This is a genomic window from Chromatiaceae bacterium (assembly GCA_016714645.1).
Classification (GTDB): domain Bacteria; phylum Pseudomonadota; class Gammaproteobacteria; order Chromatiales; family Chromatiaceae; genus M0108.
The window spans coordinates 747,567-770,661 of sequence record JADKCI010000002.1 but is presented as its reverse complement, the minus strand read 5'-3'; the positions used below and the strand labels follow the sequence as shown (position 1 = coordinate 770,661).

At 46.0% G+C, this 23,095-nt stretch carries 19 protein-coding genes and 1 tRNA gene; 15 read left to right on the top strand and 5 right to left on the bottom strand.

Going from position 1 to position 23,095, the window contains the following annotated elements; translation table 11 throughout:
• Nucleotides 1–633 precede the first annotated feature (633 nt).
• The 4 genes from IPN92_10505 to IPN92_10490 all read left to right on the top strand — a co-directional run bounded on the left by IPN92_10505 (nt 634) and on the right by IPN92_10490 (nt 5,114).
• Nucleotides 634–2,298, top strand: coding sequence for a caspase family protein (locus tag IPN92_10505; GenBank protein MBK8638685.1), 1,665 nt, complete (start codon nt 634–636; stop codon nt 2,296–2,298).
• A gap of 103 nt (nt 2,299–2,401) precedes the next feature.
• Nucleotides 2,402–2,863, top strand: a complete 462-nt coding sequence (locus IPN92_10500; protein MBK8638684.1) for a hypothetical protein — start codon at nt 2,402–2,404, stop codon at nt 2,861–2,863.
• 464 nt (nt 2,864–3,327) lie between these two features.
• Nucleotides 3,328–4,146, top strand: coding sequence for a hypothetical protein (locus tag IPN92_10495; protein ID MBK8638683.1), 819 nt, complete (start codon nt 3,328–3,330; stop codon nt 4,144–4,146).
• Nucleotides 4,147–4,205: 59 nt separating this feature from the next.
• A complete protein-coding gene (locus IPN92_10490) occupies nt 4,206–5,114 on the top strand; it encodes a hypothetical protein (GenBank protein MBK8638682.1) in 909 nt (302 codons plus the stop codon).
• A 144-nt stretch (nt 5,115–5,258) separates the two neighbouring features.
• Here the strand turns inward: IPN92_10490 and IPN92_10485 are convergent, their stop codons facing one another.
• Entirely contained in the window at nt 5,259–5,912 is a 654-nt protein-coding gene (locus IPN92_10485; GenBank protein ID MBK8638681.1) for a hypothetical protein, read from the bottom strand.
• 373 nt (nt 5,913–6,285) lie between these two features.
• On the opposite strand from IPN92_10485, the gene IPN92_10480 reads away from it, so the two are divergent.
• The 4 genes from IPN92_10480 to IPN92_10465 all read left to right on the top strand — a co-directional run bounded on the left by IPN92_10480 (nt 6,286) and on the right by IPN92_10465 (nt 9,645).
• Nucleotides 6,286–7,752, top strand: coding sequence for a hypothetical protein (locus IPN92_10480; protein ID MBK8638680.1), 1,467 nt, complete (start codon nt 6,286–6,288; stop codon nt 7,750–7,752).
• Between the two features lie 337 nt (nt 7,753–8,089).
• On the top strand, nt 8,090–8,566 hold the full coding sequence (locus IPN92_10475; protein MBK8638679.1) for a YbjN domain-containing protein: 477 nt from the start codon (nt 8,090–8,092) through the stop codon (nt 8,564–8,566).
• A gap of 22 nt (nt 8,567–8,588) precedes the next feature.
• Nucleotides 8,589–8,906 (top strand): hypothetical protein, encoded by a 318-nt coding sequence (locus IPN92_10470; GenBank protein MBK8638678.1) that lies wholly within the window; start codon nt 8,589–8,591, stop codon nt 8,904–8,906.
• A gap of 37 nt (nt 8,907–8,943) precedes the next feature.
• A complete protein-coding gene (locus IPN92_10465; protein ID MBK8638677.1) occupies nt 8,944–9,645 on the top strand; it encodes a hypothetical protein in 702 nt (233 codons plus the stop codon).
• A gap of 49 nt (nt 9,646–9,694) precedes the next feature.
• Here the strand turns inward: IPN92_10465 and IPN92_10460 are convergent, their stop codons facing one another.
• Nucleotides 9,695–12,211 (bottom strand): DEAD/DEAH box helicase family protein, encoded by a 2,517-nt coding sequence (locus tag IPN92_10460; protein MBK8638676.1) that lies wholly within the window; start codon nt 12,209–12,211, stop codon nt 9,695–9,697.
• 351 nt (nt 12,212–12,562) lie between these two features.
• Nucleotides 12,563–12,727: a hypothetical protein gene (locus tag IPN92_10455; GenBank protein ID MBK8638675.1), complete on the bottom strand. Its 165-nt coding sequence runs from the start codon at nt 12,725–12,727 to the stop codon at nt 12,563–12,565.
• A gap of 738 nt (nt 12,728–13,465) precedes the next feature.
• On the opposite strand from IPN92_10455, the gene IPN92_10450 reads away from it, so the two are divergent.
• Nucleotides 13,466–14,029 carry a recombinase family protein gene (locus tag IPN92_10450; GenBank protein MBK8638674.1) on the top strand — a complete coding sequence of 188 codons (564 nt, stop codon included), beginning with the start codon at nt 13,466–13,468 and terminating at the stop codon, nt 14,027–14,029.
• A 57-nt stretch (nt 14,030–14,086) separates the two neighbouring features.
• On the opposite strand, the gene IPN92_10445 is transcribed toward IPN92_10450, so the two are convergent.
• Nucleotides 14,087–15,706, bottom strand: coding sequence for a hypothetical protein (locus IPN92_10445; protein ID MBK8638673.1), 1,620 nt, complete (start codon nt 15,704–15,706; stop codon nt 14,087–14,089).
• 80 nt (nt 15,707–15,786) lie between these two features.
• Nucleotides 15,787–15,860: transfer RNA gene (locus IPN92_10440), tRNA-Gly, on the bottom strand.
• Between the two features lie 292 nt (nt 15,861–16,152).
• Between IPN92_10440 and IPN92_10435 the strand changes: the two genes are divergently transcribed.
• The 6 genes from IPN92_10435 to fetB all read left to right on the top strand — a co-directional run bounded on the left by IPN92_10435 (nt 16,153) and on the right by fetB (nt 23,065).
• The gene (locus IPN92_10435) at nt 16,153–17,121 is read left to right on the top strand and encodes a universal stress protein (protein ID MBK8638672.1); all 969 of its coding nucleotides are present in this window, start codon (nt 16,153–16,155) and stop codon (nt 17,119–17,121) included.
• Nucleotides 17,122–17,170: 49 nt separating this feature from the next.
• Nucleotides 17,171–18,898, top strand: a complete 1,728-nt coding sequence (locus IPN92_10430) for a potassium/proton antiporter (GenBank protein ID MBK8638671.1) — start codon at nt 17,171–17,173, stop codon at nt 18,896–18,898.
• A gap of 103 nt (nt 18,899–19,001) precedes the next feature.
• Entirely contained in the window at nt 19,002–20,723 is a 1,722-nt protein-coding gene (locus tag IPN92_10425; protein ID MBK8638670.1) for a cation:proton antiporter, read from the top strand.
• Nucleotides 20,724–20,785: 62 nt separating this feature from the next.
• Nucleotides 20,786–21,556 (top strand): tRNA (guanosine(46)-N7)-methyltransferase TrmB, encoded by a 771-nt coding sequence (trmB, locus tag IPN92_10420; protein MBK8638669.1) that lies wholly within the window; start codon nt 20,786–20,788, stop codon nt 21,554–21,556.
• 1 nt (nt 21,557) lies between these two features.
• Nucleotides 21,558–22,262, top strand: coding sequence for an ATP-binding cassette domain-containing protein (locus IPN92_10415; protein ID MBK8638668.1), 705 nt, complete (start codon nt 21,558–21,560; stop codon nt 22,260–22,262).
• Nucleotides 22,262–23,065 (top strand): iron export ABC transporter permease subunit FetB, encoded by an 804-nt coding sequence (gene fetB, locus IPN92_10410; GenBank protein ID MBK8638667.1) that lies wholly within the window; start codon nt 22,262–22,264, stop codon nt 23,063–23,065. Before IPN92_10415 ends, fetB begins: the two co-directional genes overlap by 1 nt.
• The last annotated feature ends 30 nt before the right edge of the window (nt 23,066–23,095 follow it).

The window sequence follows — 23,095 nt, the reverse complement described above, 5'->3', positions numbered from 1 at the left end:
CAAAATTATTGCCCCCATAAAATCAGCCAGTTAGAGTTGATGAAATTGGGTTTGTATCATACTAATGTATCACACCTATGGCAATTCTCGTGTATGGTTAGCCACCCCCCCAACCTACCCTTGCCGACCTACCCTGCCAACATCCCCCCGACTACCCGCAAGCCATTTCCCTATCATCAATAACCCTTTATATTGGTAATGAATATAATTACCATAGTATAAAGGCAGTAATGCTTGTCCTCGCGCTACCCTTTAATAGTGAACCGGCAGAACATCCTCCTGAACCCAGCATTCTTTCAACGCGTGACGCCCTTCAGCCAACCATGCAAGGTCACTATGGGCTTTGTAAGGCTTGTGATAGTGGGTCCTCAGTAACCGCACAGCAGTAACAATCCCTCAAGGACCAACTGATGCCCAAACAAGTATCCGAGGTCATGAAACAATCATAATAAATTCCAATAATAATTATTAAAAATAAGAGAAATGTCGTATTTATATATGTATTATTTTTGAGGTTTTGTTTTTACGGGAAATGTGGTTTAGTAAGGGTGCAAGTGCGGGTTTTTATATTGTGTTTCTGGAATGCTCGGTTGCAAATACAATATATTTACAGCAATTATTAGAGAGCAACCCATGAAAATAAAAATGACAGTATTTCACAAAACCATCGTGGCAAGCATATATCTATCTTGCTTTATGTTAAATGCAAATGGCTCAAGTAGTTTGGCGCTTGTAATTGGAAACAATAATTACGAAGAAGTCCCAAAGTTACAAAAAGCCGTTAATGACGCTAATTCAATTTCAAACAAGTTGGCAGAATTAGGTTTTGAAGTTGTTACCACGCAGAATGTTAGTTACAAGGGCATGAGCCGATCATTAACAGAATTGGAAAGAAAAATCAGCGTCGGGGATAAAATAATTTTTTATTTTGCTGGCCATGGCTTTGCCGTAGATGGAACAAATTATTTACTTCCAGTTGACGTTCCAAAAGTGGGGCCTTCAGAAGAAAGTATTGTAAAGGATTCTTCATTTGCGGTTAGCAGCATTTCTGATCGACTACGCCAAAAAGGTGCAAAAACAGTAATCATGATATTAGATGCTTGCCGAGACAATCCCTTTGCTTTAGATGGAAAGCGGTCAATTGGACAAAGCAGGGGTCTGACTCGAATCGATCCAGCAGAAGGAATGTTTGTTTTGTTTTCTGCTGGTCAAGGCCAAGCTGCCTTAGACAGATTAAGCGACTATGATAAAGACCCAAATTCTATATTTACAAGGACACTGTTGAATGAACTTAATAACACCAGTTTATCAATGATTCAGATTGCCAAAAATACTCAAGTTAAGGTTAAAAATCTGGCTGCAAAAGCAGATCATGTTCAAATTCCCGCGTATTATGATCAGGTAATTGGCGATTTGTATTTGGCATCACCAAATAATAACATCTCATCATTAGGAAAAATCGAAGTTCTGGAAAAAGGGATAGATAAAAACCATTTGCCGGAATTAGATAATGGGCAATCGAATGACAATGACTCAAATCCTATAGCGTCATTTTCAAATTTTAGTGGTAGGAATGGTGATGGATTTGATGTGATGGTATCGTTACCAGAGCCAGCCACTCAATTTGGCTATCGAATAGGAGAAAATGGAAATTTTATTGATGCTGGCCTAACCAAAGAATATGATCAGGAAACCAGAAAGCGCAAACCTAAAACGGAATTTTCATTGCCAGCAAGTCAAGAGGAAACCATTATTTATGTAACATGGAAGGATAAAAGAGGTGAGCAATCTGAAGTTTACCAAATACCTTTTGATCCCGATAAAGAACTTGTTAATATGCAAAAAAACATTCTTGAAATAACTGACTCCAGTTGGGTTGGTTTGAAGGAAACCATGGGGGGAGGAAAAAAAATGTTTATTGGCCATTTAATTACAAATAGGTGCGCCATTAAAAGCGTTCATTATGGATTGAATGATGGGCCTTTAGGTTCAACTTATGATCTTGGTCCTTGCAATAAAGATGATATATTCAGCATTCCCCGAGAACTTAATGACAGGATAAGCATGGATGTTCCTGATACTACAACCTCAATTGCTGTTAAGTTAACGTATATGGATGGCACCGAATCTGCTATTCGAAGATATATAGTGAATGGCTTTGCCGGTGGAATATCTTCAGAACCAAATTCATCCAATATTGGTAACACAAATTTACCGCTTCAGGAAATCGAAAAAGAAGAAAATCCGAAAGAAGCATTAAACTGCAATATAGGCATTAAGGAATACGAGAAAGTTTGAGGACTGTATAAAGCGCAATGCCCTTACTACTGGGGACAATAATGTTCATGCACTTGACACAATGAATATTATAATTTCTAAAATGGGAAACGAAGAAAAGTGCATGTGGTTTGATGAGATATTAAGCAAGCAGGAGATCGAAAAAAAGGCAAGACGACAAATATCAAATAAATATTTATCACTTGTAGACGCCGAAATAAAACAAAAAAAATATAATTCAGCTCAGGAATACTTGAAATCAGCTCGATACATAGACCCCAGTAATAACTCTGCTCAGGAGATGGCTAAACTAATTAAAGATAAGATGGATGAGCCTGAAAAGAATTCGTCTAATAAACAAAATAAATCCGCACCTCAACCATCACCATCACCCGCACCCCCAGGACAGAAAATTCCTTGGCAAGCAAAAAAAACTACGGGATACGTAATACCCGGTGACATATATATAAATGATAAAGGACAGCAATGCAGAAATATAGAACAAATAGCAGAGAAAGACGGCAAAACCATACAGGGCAGAACTACCGCTTGTAAGACTGCAAATGGATGGGCGGAGGTTAGATAATCTTAAAAGATCACGATAGCGTAGGCGGATTTGTAATCTCAATTACTGGGAATGAACAACTTGCTAACATTATGACTTATGCAACAAATGAGAAGGCCATATTTTTAGTTTTGTTGATGTCTTTAATATACGTCATCATCGTTGGTTTAATTTCTACATTTGTAGCAATCAATGAAAACATGGAACTGGCCAATAAGAGAATGGATAATATTTGTCAACATATTGTAAAAACAAATACAGGAGTGAATTCCAATCACGAAGCCATAAAAAGAGAATTAGAATTATCACGAAATGAGTTGTCAATTATTCATGCATCCTTGTCGAAATATTTTGAGGACTTAACATCGGAGGAAAGCATTAAATGATAAAAACTGAGAATTAGACATCAGAACCGGAACCGGAACCGGAACCGGAACCGGAACCAATGCCAAGCAGCCTGTATTTACCGAGTGCATGATCCTTTTATGATTAACAAATCCATTGTAATTGCTATTATTGTTATATTCACACTTACAGGATGTGCGGCAGGTGAACTGGGTTGGAATCTAAATAAGTATGAGGGCAAATGGTTTGTAGTTGACGAAACACACAACACCCCTCCTTCTGGTAATCACTTATTGCAACTTGAAGTGAATGCATCCAGACATATTAAAAAATTTGTTGAGGAGCATGGAAGGCCAGATTACATAATGGCAGATAGTGGACCTGTAGATGACAATAATATCAAGCCAATCGATAAACACTCTGCTCGCACAAACTTCATATATTCCGATGCCAAAAGATTAGTAAAAATTCAACCTTGGACCGGCGAACTAAATGAAATCAAATTGTCAGATAACAATATTAGCAATATACTAAATTCAGGCGGTTCTTCGAAAAACACCACTGTTACCCAAGAAAGTTACAGAGAAAAACAAAGGAGATGCAGTTATGTTTCAACAATGTCAACTGGTGAATCTATTTGCAGAGAAGATGCGATTAAAAATCTAAAATCACAAAGACCGACAACGGATCGAATGTATGAAAATGGTAAATGCTCAGCAACGGTTACAGCGCCCTGCCCAAATGCTATCGAAACAAAATATATACGCCATGCGATTCGTTCAGATTCTCCTAATATTGCCGTTTTAACACCAAACGACCCTACCGGTAGTTGGGCATGTAGATATTCAAATAACAATAGGGGGCTGGAACTTAAAAAACATGATGCATATTGTAGGGAAATTGCCGCAATGTCAATGGTCATTGATATCGCAGAGATGATGGATATGAGTAAAAAATAACAAAATCACATTACCTCGCAATTGATTTTATAAAACACAACCCTTTCAAGAGAAAAACCATGAAATATTTTCTAATTATTCTTTGTTTTATTGCAACTGATTTATTGGCAGCGGATCAGTATATTGTAGACATGATATCAGTCTACAATGCTAATGAAGCAAGATTTCACCAGCAGTATAGGGGACAAGGAATCCAAGGCACGGGGCGGGTAGAAAATATTAAAGCGGATTTTTTGGGAACTGGATCTATCTTTATAGTCCGCCTCAATGTTAATGGGTCAATAATACAATGCACAACAGAAGACAAAAATGCTGCCGCCAGTTTGAATAAAGAGGAAAATGTTAAATTTAAGGGCGAGATTTACGATGTCGCTTTTGGTATTCCAACAATAAATAACTGTGTTTTTTCAAAAGCCACTCTTACAAATTCTGAAAATAGAAATGATTCTTATAACGAACAAATCAGATACAGCAAACTCACCGATACAATATCAGCTTTAACCGAGGCGTTAGGTGGACACAAATTTGATAATTATCCCGCAGAGATTTACAAAGGGAAATATGTCGCACCAGAAAATATGAAAAGTGACTCTAAGGGCACTTTCAGAATTAACGGCTTTGGAACAAAATTGTATTGGGAGATCGGACCAAATTTTGGTGGAAAATATCTTATCACCAGTGAAGGATGTGGCACTGGATGCAGGTTTTTTAAAATGGATGATATAACTAATGGAAAACCTATTTCTGCCCTTGATATGTTTAACGCCGGTGAAGACTCTAATACAAAAGACGGATATCAGTATGTAATAGATATGGAACATAAACCATCGAGCAACTTACTTATTGTTCAATATAAATTATTAAATGCCCCTAAAAATATAAGTGATTGTCGTGAACGGAGTTTTCTATTCCGGGATAATAAATTTGTTCCGGTTGATAAAACTTATTACAAGTGCTCTAAACCCTAAAACTAACATTATGTTTTAACTTTCTCAAAAAACTTTATGAAGATGCGGAAGTAAAGGCAAAGAATAGCGAAATCGGCTTGTGGGTGGATAAAAACCCAATTCCTCCTTGGGATTGGCGTAAGATGCACTAATAAAACAATCACTTTATGTTTCATTTTCCAATTTTTGCTTCTCGGCTATTTCATGTTCGATAGCAGTCAGTCGCTTCATACCATAAGGGTAAAAACTTTGAATAAACGGTTCATCATAAATTCTTTTGTTTCTCGAAGTTAGAATAAAACCTAAAAGATAGCGCGAATCCACATCAAAACCTCTAATTTGTTTCTTATCTTTCGGTTCTCCTAACTTTAACACCGAAATTTCCCTAAAATGACTTTCGTGAATTTCTTCAAATACTTTACTTGTTATCGTTTCTGGTAATGAATCAACGAAATTCTTAAATTTTAGAAATGCCAACCCCCAAACTTTATTTTCCTGAAATTGAAACAGAAACTCATGATCTATTTTGAGGGGTGGGTTTTTGAGAATTTGCAAAGCTGTTTCGGTCAATCCCATTTTCCAGTCTTCAGAGTAATAAAGCAGGCCAGCCTTAAACAAGTAATATTCTGCTATACCCAGGGTCTCTTTCAGTTTGCATTTTTGTTGATAAAGACTCAACTCCGTATTATCTTTTACAAATAAATGAGAATGAGACGCTATCTTGTCAACTAATTTAGTGATTGTAACTATTTGCTTATCTGTGGCATAAATTATTTGTAGAACTGGAAGGAATAAATCTTCATAAAATGGAATGGACATAATGATTTCGAGGTATTAGTGACTTATGTCCTTGTCAGTTAGTGTTCCTGGGAAAGTCTTGGTTGACTTCTGGGGCGATGAATTTTAGGGGGAATCAGGGAAAAATGAAAGAGGAATTGGGAATAATTTTGGTGGGTGGGGGTGCTTTTAAGTGTGTTATGGGATCAGCAGTAACAATCCCTCAAGGACCAACTGATGCCCAAACAAGTATCCGAGGTCATGAAACAATCATAATAAATTCCAATAATAATTATTAAAAATAAGAGAAATGTCGTATTTATATATGTATTATTTTTGAGGTTTTGTTTTTACGGGAAATGTGCTAATAAAGCATACGTAACTACCGAACTTCAATATCCAAGGGGAGAATAAGATGCACAAAAAAATTACATGCACACTGATGGCTTCGTTTCTGCTATTTGTTGCATCTTTAGCAAATGCCGCAAATATGAACTATGTTGGTGACTGGATTGCGACTACTACCTATCCTGTAGGTAATGTTGTTATTTATAAAAAAGCAATATACTATTCTCAAAAAAACAGCCTTACAGCTCCCAATAAAAGTAAAAAACCTGATCAACAACCCTTATGGTGGAAGCAATTAGGGACCCTTGGCAATACGATTCATAATGGAACTACTCCCCCAATATCATCAATCGGTAGTATTGGGGATTTTTATATTGATACTGCGCAGAACAAAATGTATGGCCCAAAAAATTCTACTGGTTGGCCTGGCGCAAATATATCATTGGTAGGTCCGCAAGGCATTCAGGGTGAAACAGGTCCTATCGGGGCAACGGGTGAACAGGGTCCAATGGGTCCTCAAGGGCTTCCTGATCCCACTTGGGAAAATAGATTATCTTCCTTAGAGTCCACTATTGACACCTTGAATTCAAGAATAGCTTCCTTGGAAAATTCTAATTCTTCACTTACTAATCAATTAGATGAATTGAGAACTCAAGTTCAGGAGCATGATTTAGACATTATTGCTGGTCTTGGCGAGGTTCTTGATTATGATGCGGACAATAATACCGTATTATTTACTGGTGTTAATGTGCAAATAGTAAATGGAATGGGAGATACCTTCCTTCGTAATGGAACTGGAAACTTGATAGTTGGTTACAATGAACCACATGACACCAGAACTTATTGCTCTGACGGGCAATACATAAATGAAAACGATTGCGTATACCCAAATGTTTGGGGAAAAAATCAAAGATCAGGTTCCCATAATATCGTTACAGGAGTAGGAAATGAATACACTCAGTATGGTTCTATACTCGGTGGAAGCAGGAATGTTAGCAATGGGGGGTTCAATATTCTGGGTGGCGTTGGCAACATAGCCAGTGGTGAAAATGCTGGTGTTCTGGGTGGGGTTGGTAATGAAACCTTTGGAGATTCTGCGATCATTGTCGGTGGAAGTGGTAATAAGGCCATTGGAAATGAGTCTTCAGTTCTGGGGGGATCAGATAATAATGCTAGCGGAATATTTTCGTCCATAAGTGGTGGAACAATTAACACCGCAAGCGGCCATGCAAGCACTGTGAGTGGGGGGCAATGGAATATCGCAAGTGGTGGAGCAAGCATTGTAAGTGGAGGAGGGGGAAATATTGCAAGCGGTGGTGTAGGTAGTGTGTGTGGTGGCGTAGAGAATAATGCTACTGGCGAGCATAGCAGTATCAGTGGTGGAGAAGTGAACATCGCAAGCGGAAGATTTTCGTCCATAAGTGGTGGCAGATATAATAATGCGTCCGGGTATGCAAGTAGTGTTAGCGGTGGAGAGGGTATTAATATGTCTACGGATGGTGGTTGGGCGGCTGGTAATCTACGAGAAGAGTAATCAGCTACTGTATGCTATAACTTGAGGCATATTGACAAAAGAGCCAGCATTGTGAGTGCTGGCTTTTCTTTGAGACGCCAATTTTACCCCTCCCCAACTTTCCTAAATCCGCTACACAACCGCTATCTTCCCAACCTCACCCCAGTTTTCAGTATTTCGAAAAATAATCAGTATTTCTTCTTGATGTTATCAAATCCAATCTGATAACATACCAACCCTGATTCAAAAACAACTTTTAACTCCATTCAAAGAACATATTTGCATGGTGTGGATATTTTTGCGTCAGCTATGCGTCAGCTTTTGCATCAGAATTATCAAAAATAAACCGGAGAAAATCATGATTCTGCAACAAATTCAAGAATATTTTGAGAAGAAAAACTGGAGCTACTCGTTAAATAAGGATGAGATGGATAATAGTTACTTGGCGGCCATGGATTTCAAGATTGGTAATACCGTTTTTAATATTTTTTGTGAAATATATCCTGATAGTCACTGTATCAAACTGTTTCTGTATTCGCCCATCTCACCACCCAAGGAAAAAATTTATGAAGTTCTTTATCTACTGAATTACATCAATAGTAGTAGAGTCAATTGTATTTTTGTAATCTTGAATGATAATCAGATTCGTCTTCAGGACTTTGTCAAATTTACTTCGAAAGGAGTTAATGACAAAGCTCTGGACTACTTGTTCTATTCATCCTTTGATCTACTGGAAGTATTCTATCCCTACATTCTAAATATTATTGTTGGGGATACTACTGCCTCTGATCAAATTGCCATGATAAGCGGGGAATATTCTCATAGACTTAACTAATCAAATTACTCGGGTAATAATTATGTGGATTTTTTTAACTCATTCATTTCTCTCAATCGTATCAGCACCGGATCAACCAGATTTATTATTAGTTCGTGGGCGTATTGCTGCGGATATTGAATACGTATTTCCAGAAGCAGATATTATAACGAATTTGGGATCTGATTATAAATATAGCGCCTACTTACCACGAAAATTAGTAGCCGAAGCCATAGCGATTGAAGTCAATAATATCGATTATACTAACTTCAAGAAATCAGTGAATCCTTATAATCGTCAATTGGCTTACTTTGATATATATGCCAGAATGTTGGACTATCAAATATCCGGAGATTACTAAAACCTTTTCATATCTTGATGTTGATCAGTTAATTGCTATGTTGGAATACAAAAGACCAGCATTCTCGAAAAGTGAAAAGGAGTTTATTTCAAGATTCATTGATTCGGTTCCGGGTATTCAGGAAGATCGTTTTGGTAATCGATGGCTGATGCTGGGGGATAGTCCTACCACGCTCTACACAGCCCATACTGATACTGTGCATAGCAGTAGTGCTAAGCAGCAGGTCAAGTTCTGTAAACGCCAGCAATCGCTTTCCGTGGCTTCTGGAAAGGGGGTTCTGGGAGCTGATGACGGTGTGGGTATCTACATCCTCCTACATCTGATGAAAGAGGCTATTCCTGGACTTTACCTATTTCCCAGAGCAGAGGAAATTGGGGGTTATCCTTCCTATGAGTTTGCCAGAAATAATCAGAGTCTTCTGAAAAATATTACCAAGGTTATATCTTTTGATAGGCATGGGACAAGGGATGTTATTACTCATCAATCCTCTGAAAGATGTTGCTCGGATATATTTGCCAGAGCATTAAGTAAAGAACTACACATGAATTATCAACCCTGTAATTCTGGCATTTTTACTGATTCCTATAATTTCATCGGTATCATTCCAGAATGCACCAATGTATCGGTAGGCTATTTTAATGAGCATACCAATAGAGAATATCAGAATCTAAAACATCTTGATCAACTTTTGGGCAAGCTGCTGTTAGTGGATTTTGAGAATTTACCGGTAGAACGATAAATAGCAAAAAAGAGTAGGCGCAAAATCCATATGCGCCTTTACTCAATACTTACTGACGATAATCACGGAAAGCATATTTTTTCATAGAAGTTAGTGCTCCTTTGGTCCAATTTTCATGGGATTTACCAATCGTATTTTCTATTTCTTTCAAATGCATTTCAATCTGATAAAATGGTAATCGCAATGCGCGTATAGCCAATGCCGCTCTGAAAAATGGTTTATGACGATTTTCCGATAAATTAGTAACACTTGCTTTGATTTGTATTAGTTTACTATCAATCTCATCCTGAGTATAACCACTATGTTGATTAGTAATTATATTAGCAATTCCATCCCCGTAACTAACATCTGCTGACTGACTTGTCATTAGGTAAACAGATGGACGAATACCATATCTCGCTAATTCTCTGGCATTAACACCATAACTCTCAAAATACGCGTAACCTGGATGAGCGCGATTTATACAGGGCATCCAAAAAGGTTGGGTAGGAATACCACTTTGCTCATCTAACTTATGATCCTTAGTTACGGTCTCTATTCTTTTCTTTATTTCTCTATAAACAGCCTTAAATTCATCTACTGTCAATGCTGGTTCTTTGAAAAACAAAAATACTCTGAATTTGTTCGGATTAGCCGTGCATCTGGAAAATGAATTACATATAGTAAACGATAACTTATCATACCTATTAGCGTTTTTCCAAAATTGATTTTCGAAATCCGTAATACTATAGTCACCACCATCAAAATCCAAAATCAACATTGATGCCTGAATAAAATTTTTATAGTTTCTAAACCCGTTGCTTTTTTCAAAATCAAATGCAGAAGGAGTGATTAAATACCCATCCTTTTTATTGAATGCAGGCACTTTTGATTCGATTTTTAGTAGTTCATTAGTCTCTACTGGTGTCATATTCTGTGTAGCAAATATATTAGCTTCATAATCCTCAGGTTTTTCATTGAAGGTTAGGGTGTATTTTAGCTCTGGAGATACTTGATTACTTCCGGGGCCAATCAACGCTTGGGAAGAAATTGGGTGGACACCTGCACTGAAAATATGACTTTTGTTCTTAAGTGTTAAGAAAGATGGTAACGTTTTGGATGCATTTTTTGTTTTGGTAAATAAGTGATTTTTTCTGGAATTATGTTGACTTCTCAAATTTTTTTCTCTGGCTGTTAATGGAATAAGTTTTATGTTGTTATCATCACTCCCTAATTTCTTAATAGTATTGGCTGGCCCAAAAATACTAATTAGATAATCTACTTCTTGTCTGGTAGGAACAAACACATGAACATCATCAGTAGCTTCATAGTTTCTTAAGGAAGTTCTCATTATATCCTGATATATCGTTTCATATTGCGTGGCTCTGGTAACAAACTGACGATCAAACCCTAAAGTATCTAACATTTGACTATGCTTAGGTGTTCTATTTAATGCAGCAAGGAATACTACATGATTCAAATGACGATATTCATTGATTCCATGACATATTACTTGACCACGAATAAAATTACCTTGTTTATCTAATAGTCCGGAATAATCATTATTTTCAAAAAGTAATGATTTGTTTTCAGAAAATGCTTTTTCTTTTAGTATCGCCTGTTCAATTGACTCTATAACTTTATAATTTGCTTCTGGTAATATATCTGACACTACTTTATCTCTAAGGTTTTTTGAGAATTTTCCACTGTCAAAATAATAGTAATAATGAATGTTACGAGCGAAGCGAGTGTTTTCGGAGCAGTAATGCGACGAAAACTTCAAACCACTTTTAATCCCTTCATGTTCAACATAATTCACATTATAAAATCTTCTAAAATACTCAAACATAATAGAGTGTTCAAAATTAGCCCCCAGAATAATTGCATTTTCAAACTTAGTAGGCTTTAACATCGCTAAGATATATACTCTGGCAATTTGATCTTCAGTTTGACCAGGCCCCTTAACTCCATCTATTGTTTTACTCCATGAATTCGTATCAACATAAACATCATAATCATCGGATATAATTTTTCGAAACAAATCCTTAAAATGACCATCAATATCATCCTTTGAATCAACGCGTTTCTTAATTTGAGATTTGTTTTTGGCTGTTAATATACCAATACCAGATTTTACAGTCTCTCTTATTTCTAATAAATTTTCCAAGTAATTATTATTATACGTTAAGTCAAAAGTATAGAAGTAGTCAGCCGCTGGAGCTTCATCGATAATTACTCTCCAGTAATTTTTATTATGAAAATAAGGGAGATCCATGTATGATTTAAGTGTTATTAATAATACCTGTCCATCACCTACGGCACTATTCAAATATTCCATTACTTCTTTTACGACATTCCCAGGGTGAGTGTCGGTAGTTATTTTAGTAATATTATATATATTGCGATCCCTAAGCATTTGTTCGGTTTGTTCAAGAAGTTTGATAGTGGGCGCTACATATAAGTGATTTGAATAACAATGATGCGCGTATATATAATCACAAGCGGAAGTGGTTTTATTAGCTCCGCAAGGTGCTGACACTAATTTTATCGAACTAATTTTTTTGCTTGTATAAATAGTATTAGGCATGAAGTGTTTCTCCTACATAAACAGTAATTTGTAATTTTTTGTTCCATCTGAATATTTTTTTTAAGAAGCACCTCTACTACCAGGTGCTTTTTTGTTTTAAGGTAAATGAGTTATGAAATTAATTATTAGGTATTAGGTATTTCGTTTTTGATACTACCGGGCCAACAAAAATAATCTTCCAGTGCTTCTTCGAGAACTGATATTAGGGTCCGTTTCTCAATCTCAGCACAAACCCTTATCCATTGAATGTGTTGAGGTTTCATTCTAAAGGTCATTTTCTTTTTTACGTCTTTCATCAGCTTCTCCTGTTAATTGAATACTTATATCTATTTATCATTTCTGTATTGTCACTTATACCCAATCTGGATAATCAGCATGTAATTGATTTTCGTAATCTCTCCACATTTCTTGATACCAATATTCCTGATACATTTTTTCAATCTCATCAGGGCTTACTTCATCAGGGTCTATATCATCACCAAAACTATAACTGTCATCTAATTCGTCTTCGTTCATTTTAATATCCTCTTTAGGTTGAATAAAATTTAGGCAAAAAAATACCACCAATCGTAAGATCAGTGGTATTAATAAAAGGGATTAATAGTAAGATTAGATAAACTTAAATTAAATCTCGAACCGCATCAAAATCAAAGTAATAATATAGAGTATAGAAATTAGAGTATAATGCGGAATATTTTATTGTTTTGCCACTGATAATAATAATGAGATATTCACCGGAATAATTTAGGATGTGAATATCTGGGTTTTTTTAGTTTCTTGCTGTTGTCCCTCCTCTCTTTCTAACTATTAATATTATATACATCATCTCAATTATTGTCAAATAAATTTTCAAAAGATGCGCCTAACCAAGACTATTTATAGGCCAAAACAATATCAAATAATATTTTCAAGAGGGTCAAGAATTTATCGAGGAGTCTTGCACCGTTCCAGCAGGCTATAGGACCGTCTCTGAGGCTTCCGGTTAACCAGTAAGGGGATAGCAGGTTCTCTCCTTCCAGGTTCCTCCCAGGTTCCTCCCCAGGTCCCATACAGGCTTACCACACGACCAGGAGAGTCCCCCTATAGAGCCCCTTATCATCCCCTGGCCTGTTACAAAAGGTTCTCCTTCTGATAGAGAAAACCTGTAGCAAATTGCCTATCTCAAAATAGTTACAAAATGCATCATATTTGTTGAAATTATTCTGATAGATATATAAAATTGTAAGTGGACATTTTGAGGGAGGACCACTTATTTTGAATACCGTGCTGGCCTATATTCGGGTTTCTACAGATGATCAAACTACAGAAAATCAACGTCTACAAATTCAAAATCGTTTTCAAGTTGTAAAGTGGTTCGTAGAGGAAGGAGTTTCTGGGTCTATACCAGCAGCATCCAGACCGGCTATGAGTGCGCTTCTATCCTATGCCAGAGAAAATGATGTGGTTGTTGTCTCGGCAATAGATCGGCTGGGACGTTCTACCATCGACGTTTTGCATACTGTTCAGAAACTACAGGATAAGGGGGTCTCGGTAATATCTATCAGAGAAGGTTTCGATTTATCAAATCCTGCTGGTAAGTTGATGCTCACGATGTTAGCGGCGGTAGCGGAACTTGAAAGGAGCGTAATTAAAGAACGTCAACTTGCCGGTATCCTCAGAGCACGAGCAGAGGGAAAACACTTGGGGCGCACGAAAACTATCAATGGACAGGAAGTCTTAACCTGGAGAAAGGAACATAAAGCCAGCATTCGAGTAACGGCTAATCACTTTGGTATATCGACTGCCAGCGTTAGTCGTGCCTGTCAGGCGGTAGCGTAGAAACCATTTAAGTTCAAGGATAGCATTTAATTTGCGAGACAAATTTAGCAATTTCTGCTATTTCTTCGCAAATAAATGATATTTCCATGGTCTAATATCCGAGAAATCTATTATATTTTCAAATTTCAAGCCATCAATCCACTTCTTTTTCTCGGTTAATGATGCTGACTTTACATATCTTGTAGCCCCTTCATTACCGGTTGGAGTTTGCCCCATCATATGAGAAATTTCATTTTCGTTGCATCCAACTATTCGAACAAGATAATTTATTACAGTATGCCTTAGTGAATGGAAAGAAGTTTTGGCGGTTGTAATGTTGCAATTTCGAGTATTGATATATGTTCTATTAAACCAACGACCTAATTGATCCCCATATTTATTTTCTTCATCATAAGGCAATTCCGGAAACAGCCTGTCATACTGATCACTCTTCATGGATTCTACAAACTCAAGAAATTTTAATTCCTTAATTAAAATAGGATGGATTGGCACTTGACGAGCATGATATGGTCTTTTTAGCGATTTTCTTGTGACACTTGAATTTAATTCGTTAATATCAAAGACCCAAATACCAGAATTTTTTTCTTGGTATACGTCAGAAGCATATAGCTGACATATTTCATTTTGCCTCGCTCCTGTAAACAAACCAATCAATGGCACCCAAAAATGACTCCTTAGTTTGTGTTTTCCTTGAGTATATTGTTTACTGCAAAATAACTTCTTTAGATCTTCTTCTTTATAAGGTTCTCTATCCTCGCTTGGTAATTGGGTAATTTTGATCACATTTTTTAGTGGTTCATTAAGCCCTCCTTGTGAGTATCCATTCAAACTCATCCACGTTAGAAAGGACGACAGTAGATTTAGATACTTGACTTTTGTTCGATTCGAAATCTGTTTATCAGCAGGTATTCCTAAATCCAATATATCCAAAGCACTTAATGCTTTATACTCAGGCATCTTTCGTCTATTTACAGGTAATTTTAATACTAAATTTTTATATTTCACAATATGGCTTTTATCAATTTCAGATGTTTCTAAATCTCCGAGTAACTCTAAAAAGGTGGGAAATATATCTTGACGATAGGTCCGTTCTGAATCACTGTTATTTTTCCAGTTAACCTGTTTATGATTAACAAATACTTCAAATGCTGTTGTTAATTTTATGGAGTTAATTTTGGGTTTATTGTGGTCAAGCAAGTGTCTCCGCATTTGATCTAATAGTTCAAAATACTCCTCAGGCAGGATATCTCTTTTTTTGCTATAACCAGCCGTGCCATATAGCTCTATTTTTCTTGCGGTTATATATCTAATGGTTTTCTCCAATAGTTGCGGCTCATTCCCTGTCCTATCCAACGTGGCTTCGAAGAAGTGTTGCTCCATTTCCTCATATGTTTTATATTTTTTACAAGCAGTGTAATATCTTTCATACAATTCAAGTGCTTCCGCATAATTTTCAGGATTATCAAAATATCTTTTAGCAAGGGCATCAAACATTACCGTATATTTCCTCGCAATTCCTAAGGCATCTTTTTTTACAGGCGTGCCAAGTGACCACCGGATGAGCACTGGCAAAGATGGATCTGCCTGGAGAAGAAGTTCAGGAGTCCGGCGTTGATAGCAGTAAATACCACAACGATTCCGGTAAATATATGAAGGAACCATGGCCTTGTGTAACACACCGTTGTATCACACTGGCTGGTTTTCGGGGATTTCTTTGAAACTAACTGATTGAAATATCAGTGTAATTTCATTAAATTTGGAGCGGGTGATGGGAATCGAACCCACGCTAGAAGCTTGGGAAGCTTCTGTTCTACCATTGAACTACACCCGCTGCGGAGTGGCCAGTATAAGAAGCCCCACCTTTGGATTGCAAGCCCGGCGTATCCGGCAACCTCTCCCCCTGGCCTGGCCAGAAGGGTTCCCCCTGCTTTTGCATTCCTCGCGCCAAATGGTTACAAAGGCTGAATAGCCATTGCCACCGCCAACCATTAGGACACCGACCTCTTTCGGGAACAAGGCGTCGATCAGAATCTCATATTCTATGCCAACACCGCGCGGGAGGCGGCCGAGCGGCTCCTGGGCAGGCAACCCGACCTGACCGCGATCACCATGGGAGAGATGAAATGAAGCGCTTCAAGAACATCCTTTACATCGCCGAGCCCAAGCTGGATGAAGCCGCCTCCATGGCCCGCGCCGTCTCCCTGGCGGAAAACAACCAGGCCCGGCTGACCTTGCTGCACATCATCGAGCCCCCCAGGGCGGGGATCCTGGAGGGGAGCCGCACCCTGGATGCCCTGTACGCCAAGGTCCTCCAGCGCATGTCCGAGGACATGGAGGCCCTGGCCGCCCCCTACCGGAAGCGCCTCGCCATCAGTGTCCAGGTCCGCCTCGGCACCCCCTTCCTGGAAATCATTCGTGATGTGCTGGCCCAGGGGCGGGACCTGGTCATCAAGCTGGCGAGCCCCGACACGGGCATCCTGGACCGCTTCCTGAGCGGCACCGACATGCAACTGTTGCGCAAGTCTCCCTGTCCCGTCTGGATCATGTCCCCGCGTGACAAGGACAATTATCGGCGCATCCTGGCGGCGGTGGATTTCGACCCCTGGCGTCCCGATCCGGACAGCGATGCCATCAACCGGAAAATTCTGGGGCTGGCCAGTTCCCTGGCCCTGTCCGACTTCGCCGACCTGCACCTGGTCCACAGTTGGGAGCCCCTGTCGCCGGACATGATGCGCCTCTGGAGCGACGAGAGCGATGCCAGCCAGATCGCCAGCTATGTCGGCACCGAGCAACTCCGCCATCAAGAGGGCTTGGAGCGCCTGACCCACCAGTTGAAGGGCTGGATCGGCGCCGAGGCCTTCGACTACCTGGCGCCCCGTCTCCACCTGCCGCGCGGCAGCGCCGCCGGGGCCATCCCGGCCCTGTCGGAGCGGCTCAAGTTCGATCTGGTGATCATGGGCACGGTGGGCCGCACGGGCATCCCCGGCTTCATCATTGGCAACACCGCCGAGGCCATCCTCGGCCAGCTCACCTGCGCCCTCCTGGCGGTCAAACCCGATGGCTTCGTGACCTCCGTGACCTTGCCGGAGTAGGAAGGCCGCCGAGTTACTAGTCCCCATCGCCACCCTGACGGACAAGCCCATGGATCTCACCAATCAGATCATCCTCATTACCTCCCTGGCCTTCCTCATCAGCATCCTCGCCAGCCTGGTGGGCCAGCGGCTGGGCATGCCGGTGCTGCTCGTCTTCCTCATTATCGGCATGCTGCTGGGGGAGGAAGGACCAGGGGACATCCACTTCGACAACGTCCAGGTTACGCACCTCATCGGCAGTCTGGCCCTGGCCGTCATCCTCTTCGACGGCGGCATGGCCACCTCGGTGCGCAGCTTCCGCGTCGGTCTCCAGCCCGCCTTGGCGCTGGCGACCATTGGCGTCCTCCTGACCTCCGCCATCACGGGGCTTGGCGCCGCCTGGTTTCTGGGCCTGGGCACCCTGGAGGCGCTGCTCCTGGCGGCCATCGTCGGCTCCACCGACGCCGCCGCCGTCTTTTCCCTGCTGCGCTCCCGCGGCCTGGAACTCAAGGAGCGGGTCAAGGCCACGCTGGAAATCGAATCCGGCAGCAACGACCCCATGGCGATCTTCCTGACCCTGATCCTGATCGAGCTGATCCTGGACCCTCGGGATAATCTGGGCGCGACGGTGGCCATGGCCTTCGTCCAGCAGATGGGACTCGGTGTCCTCCTGGGCCTGGCTGGCGGCTACGCCATCGCCTGGCTCGTCAACCACCTCGACTTGCCGCCGGGCCTCCATCCCCTCGCCGTGCTGAGCATGGGGCTCACCCTTTTTGGTCTGGTGTCGGTCTTCGAGGGCAGCGGCTTCCTCGCCATCTATCTGGCTGGGCTGGTGGTCGGCAACCAACCCCTCAAGGGGCGGCGCTACATCGGTCGTTTTCACGACGGCATGGCCCGGCTGGCGCAGATCGGCATGTTCCTGGTCCTCGGGCTCCTGGTGACCCCCTCGGAACTCCTGCCCGTGGCCCTGGACGCCCTCCTTTTCTCCGCCCTGCTGAGCTTTGTGGCCCGGCCTCTAGCGGTATGGCTCTGCCTGGTGCCCTTCCACTTTCCCTGGCGGGAACAGGTCTTCATCGGCTGGGTGGGTCTGCGTGGGTCCGTCCCCATCGTCCTGGCCCTCTTTCCCCTGCTCGCCGGCATTGAGCAGGCCCACGTCTATTTCAACATCGTCTTTTTCGTCGTCCTCGTCTCCCTCCTCGCCCAGGGTTGGACCATCCCCCTGCTGGCGCGCTGGCTGAAGCTGGAACTCCCGCCCCGGGCCCAGGTGGTGGAACGACTGGAGATCGATCTGCCCGGCGAGCGGGAACTGGAACTGGTGGGGTATGAACTGGCGGCCAACACCCCCCTGGTGGCCGAACCGCGCCCCTTCCCCCGCCTGCCCCCCTCCACCCGCCCGGTTGCCCACCTGCGCCAGGGTGAATTGCTCGACCAGGTCGTATGGGAGGATCTGCGCGCCGGCGATCAACTCCTGCTCGTCATCGACCCGGTGGACCTGGAGGCTCTGGATCGCCTCCTGGCCCCCATCACGACCCCCAGCCGGCTATCGGATCTGGTCTTCTTCGGTGAATTCGTCCTCAACGGCGACGCCAGGTTGGGCGACGTCGCCGCTGCCTATGGTGTCGTCCTGGTGGACCGGGACCGGGATCTGACCCTGGATGCCTACCTGCGCCAGCGGCTGGAGACCCAGGTCGTGGTGGGTGACCGGCTCAATCTCCAGAATGTGGAACTGGTGGTCCGCCGCATGGAGCACAACCGCATCATCAAGGTTGGCTTGAAACTGAAAACGCCGAAGGGTTGAACCGGGTGGGCGGGAATGGTTGGTGAAAAGCGCCAGCCATCCCGCCGTGACAGGATGGCGCCCTAGTGTAGAATCCGATAACCCAGCCTCGGGAGCAGCCTCCTTGGAACCCAAATCCTTCGTCTATTCCGCCGTGATCCTGCTCACCGCCACCGCCCTCGCCGTGGCTATCTTCCGGCGCTTTGGGCTCGGGTCGGTGCTGGGCCTGCTGGTGGCTGGTATCCTCATCGGACCCCATACCCCGGGACCCACCATCACCCAGCATGTGGATGATCTGCGCCATTTCACCGAACTGGGGGTGGTGCTGCTGCTCTTCGTCATCGGCCTGGAGATGCATCCCCGCCGCCTCTGGTCCCTGCGACGCTCCATGTTCGGGCTGGGCTCCCTGCAGATTCTGGTATCCGGTGCCTTCATCGCCGTCTTCATGCACTTTTCCCAGCCCGATTGGGGCATCGACCTTCTCGCCGGCCTGACCCTGGCCCTCTCCTCCACCGCCTTCGTCATCCAGATCCTGCAGGAAAAGGGCGAGATCGCCAGCCCCCATGGGCAAACCACCTTTGCCATCCTCCTGATGCAGGATCTGGCGGTCGTCCCCCTGCTCGCCCTGGTGCCCATCCTGGGGGACGTGGGCACCCTGTCGGGGGATGTACCCCTTATCCAGCAGGTGTTGACCGTCATGGTGGCCGTGGTCCTGGTCGTGGCTTCCGGCTATTACCTGATTCCCCGCATCCTTGATCTCCTGGCGCGCCATAACAATCGGGAGGCCTTCTTTCTGGTCGCCATGGCCGCGGTCTTCAGCGCCGCCTGGGCCATGGAAGTGGCGGGCATGTCCATGGCCCTGGGGGCCTTCCTTATGGGGGTCGCCCTCTCCGGCTCACGCTACAACCTGCAGATTCAGGCCGCCATCGAGCCCCACAAGGGCCTGCTCATGAGCCTCTTCTTTGTCGCCGTGGGCATGTCGGTGGATGTCGGCGCCCTGGCGGCGACGCCCTGGCTCTTCCTGAGTCTCGTCATCGCCATCGTCGCCATCAAGATCGCCGTCCTCTTCGGTCTCTGCCTGGCCTTCGGCGAGACCCGCCAGACGGCGACTCGGGTCGCCTTCATCCTGTCCCAGGGCGGGGAGTTCGGCTTCGTGCTCTTTGGCGCCGCCAAGGCCATGGGCATCATCGACGACACCACCTTTGTGCTGGCCGTCGGCATCATCTCCTTCAGCATGCTGATCACGCCCCTACTGGTCCGCCTGGGCGATGCCCTGGCTTCGCGCATGACCGTGCCGGTAGCGCCCAGGGATGGAGTCTTCCCCTTCTCCCACCAGGGTGACGAACACCACTTCCGGGCCCTGGTGGCCGGCTATGGCCGCGTAGGCCACACCGTCGGCACCATCCTGGGCAGCAGCGGCATCCCCTACATCGCCTTCGACACGGAACAGGCGCGAGTGGCCGAGTTCAGCCGCCAGGGCCACCCGGTTTATTACGGGGATGTCACCGACCTGGACCTCTTGGTCGCCGTCCACATCGAGAAGGTGGATCTGGTGGTGCTGACCCTGGACGACCGCAATGCCGCCCTACGCGCCGCCACTCTGATCCGAGATCTCGCCCCCAAAACCACCATCGTGGCGCGGGCCCGGGACCTCGATACCAGTGACGCCCTCCTGCGGGCGGGGGCTAACAAGGCCTTCCCCGAGGCCCTGGAGGCCAGCCTGCGCCTGGCCGCGGAGGCCCTGGAGAGCCTGGGGGTCGCCGGCGAGGATACCGACATGCTGGTACGCGGCGTGCGGCGCACCGATTACGCCCTGGTACGCGAGGAGGGCGACGCCAAGAGCTAGGGGGCCGGACGCGCCTCGCCACCTCGTGAAATCGTTTATCCTTGCGCCTCCACCGCCAAGCCATGACCCCTAGCCAGGAACCGTCGCCATCTCATGTCCAGGCCCGCCCGGGAAGGGTTCCCCTTCTGATCGAGTCACCGCCGGATCATTCACCCCAGCGGCGCCCCATCCGCAGCTATGTGCTGCGCCAGGGCCGGCTGACCGAGGCCCAGGAGCGCGCCTTTGCCGAGCTCTGGCCGCGTTACGGTGTCGAGTGGGGGCCGGGTCAGGCCCTCGACCTGCCCGCCCTGTTCGGTAACGACCAAGCCGTCTATCTGGAGATTGGCTTCGGCAATGGCGAGACCCTGGCGGAGATCGCCGCGCGCCACCCCGAGCGCAATTACCTCGGCATCGAGGTCCATGGCCCCGGCGTTGGCCACCTGCTGCTGGAGATCGAACGGCGCGGCCTGGGCAATCTGCGCCTGCTGCGCCAGGACGCCGTGGACCTGCTGGACCGGGGCCTGGCACCCGCCAGCCTGGCGGGGATCTATCTGCTCTTTCCCGACCCCTGGCCCAAAAAGCGCCACCACAAGCGGCGCATCCTCAATCCGGAATTCGTAACCCGGCTGGCCCGGGTCATCCGCCCCGGCGGTCTCTTCCACGCCGCCACCGACTGGGAGCCCTATGCCCTGAGGATGATGGAGGTGCTGACGATGAGCGACGCTATCTTTATGAACACCGCCGGTCCCGGCGCCTTCGCCCCCCGTCCCGAGGATCGCCCCTTGACCAAGTTCGAGCAGCGTGGCCAGCGGTTGGGGCATGGGGTCTGGGACTTGATTTTCCTGCGCCGCTGACATGGCCGCTCTACGACTCCAGGGGCTCAAGACCCTCAACCTGGCACCGCTGGATCTCACCCTGGCCGCGGGGGACCTGGTGTTGCTCTCTGGCCCCTCCGGTTCCGGCAAGAGCCTGCTGCTGCGCGCCCTGGCGGACCTGGACCCTCACGAGGGCGAGGCCTGGCTGGACGGCACGGCCTGCTCCTCCCTGCCCGCGCCCGAATGGCGGCGCCGCGTGGCCCTGCTGCCGGCGGAGTCCTTCTGGTGGTTTGATCAGGTGGGGGATCACTTCGATCAGGCACCCGCCAGCGGGCCTGGGAAGCGAAGAGGTGTTGGCTGCTCAACCCCGGCCGATGAAGCTGGCCAGTCCATCCCCGCCCTCCTAGCCCGTCTCGGCTTCGCGCCCGAGGTGCTGGAATGGACCGTCTCCCGCCTGTCCACCGGCGAACGCCAGCGCCTGTCACTGGCGCGCCTGCTGGTCCTCCAGCCCCGGGTGCTGCTGCTCGACGAGGCCACCGCTAACCTGGACCCGCCCAATCGCGACCGGGTCGAGGACCTGATCCAGGACTATCGCCGCGAACAGAGCGCCGCCGTGCTCTGGGTGAGCCATGACCCGGACCAGCGCCGCCGCCTGGCCCGGCCAGCCCCAGGCCTGCCCGGCGCCCGCCGCCTGGTCATCCAGGGCGACCGTTTGGTGGATGAGCAAGAGGAGCCAGACGCCTGATGGAACTTATTGTCCTCAGCCCCTTCGACCTCGGACTGGCCGCCAGCCTGGTGTTGCTGCTGGCCCTGCTCTCCTGGCGCCTGCACCTGGGGGTGGAAAAGCGGGTACTGGTGGCCGCCCTGCGCAGCGCCATCCAGCTTAGCCTCATCGGCCTGGTGCTGAATTTCCTCTTCGCCCAGACCAGCTTCGTCCTAACCGGCCTCTGGACCCTGGTGATGCTCGGCGTCGCCGGTTGGGAGGTCGTGGCACGGCAGAAGCACCGCTACCGGGGTGCCTGGGGCTTTGGCATCGGCACCCTCTCCATGTTCATCTCCTCCTTCAGCGTCATCATCCTGGCCCTGATCCTCATCATTGGGGTCGAACCCTGGTACCAGCCCCAGTATCTGATCCCGCTGCTCGGCATGTTGCTGGGCAACACCATGAGCGGCATTGCCATTACCCTCGACAACCTCAGCCGCCAGGCCTGGGAGGGACGCGGCGGCATCGAGGCCCGCCTGCTGCTGGGCCAGAGCTGGGAATGCGCCATCCGCGACATCCGCCGCGACTCCATCCGCGCCGGCCTCATCCCCATCATCAACTCCATGGCCGCCGCCGGCCTGGTCAGCCTGCCGGGCATGATGACCGGCCAGATCCTTGCCGGCAGCCCACCCATGGAGGCCGCCAAGTACCAGATGATGATCCTCTTCCTCATCTCCGCCGGCACCGGCCTCGGCAGTGCCGCCGCCGTCTGGGTCGGCTCCCGGCGCCTCTTCGACCAGCGGCAGCGGTTACGGCTCGACCGGCTGACCGGGCCGGAACGATAGGCGCCATTGGAAATAGCCACAAAGACATCG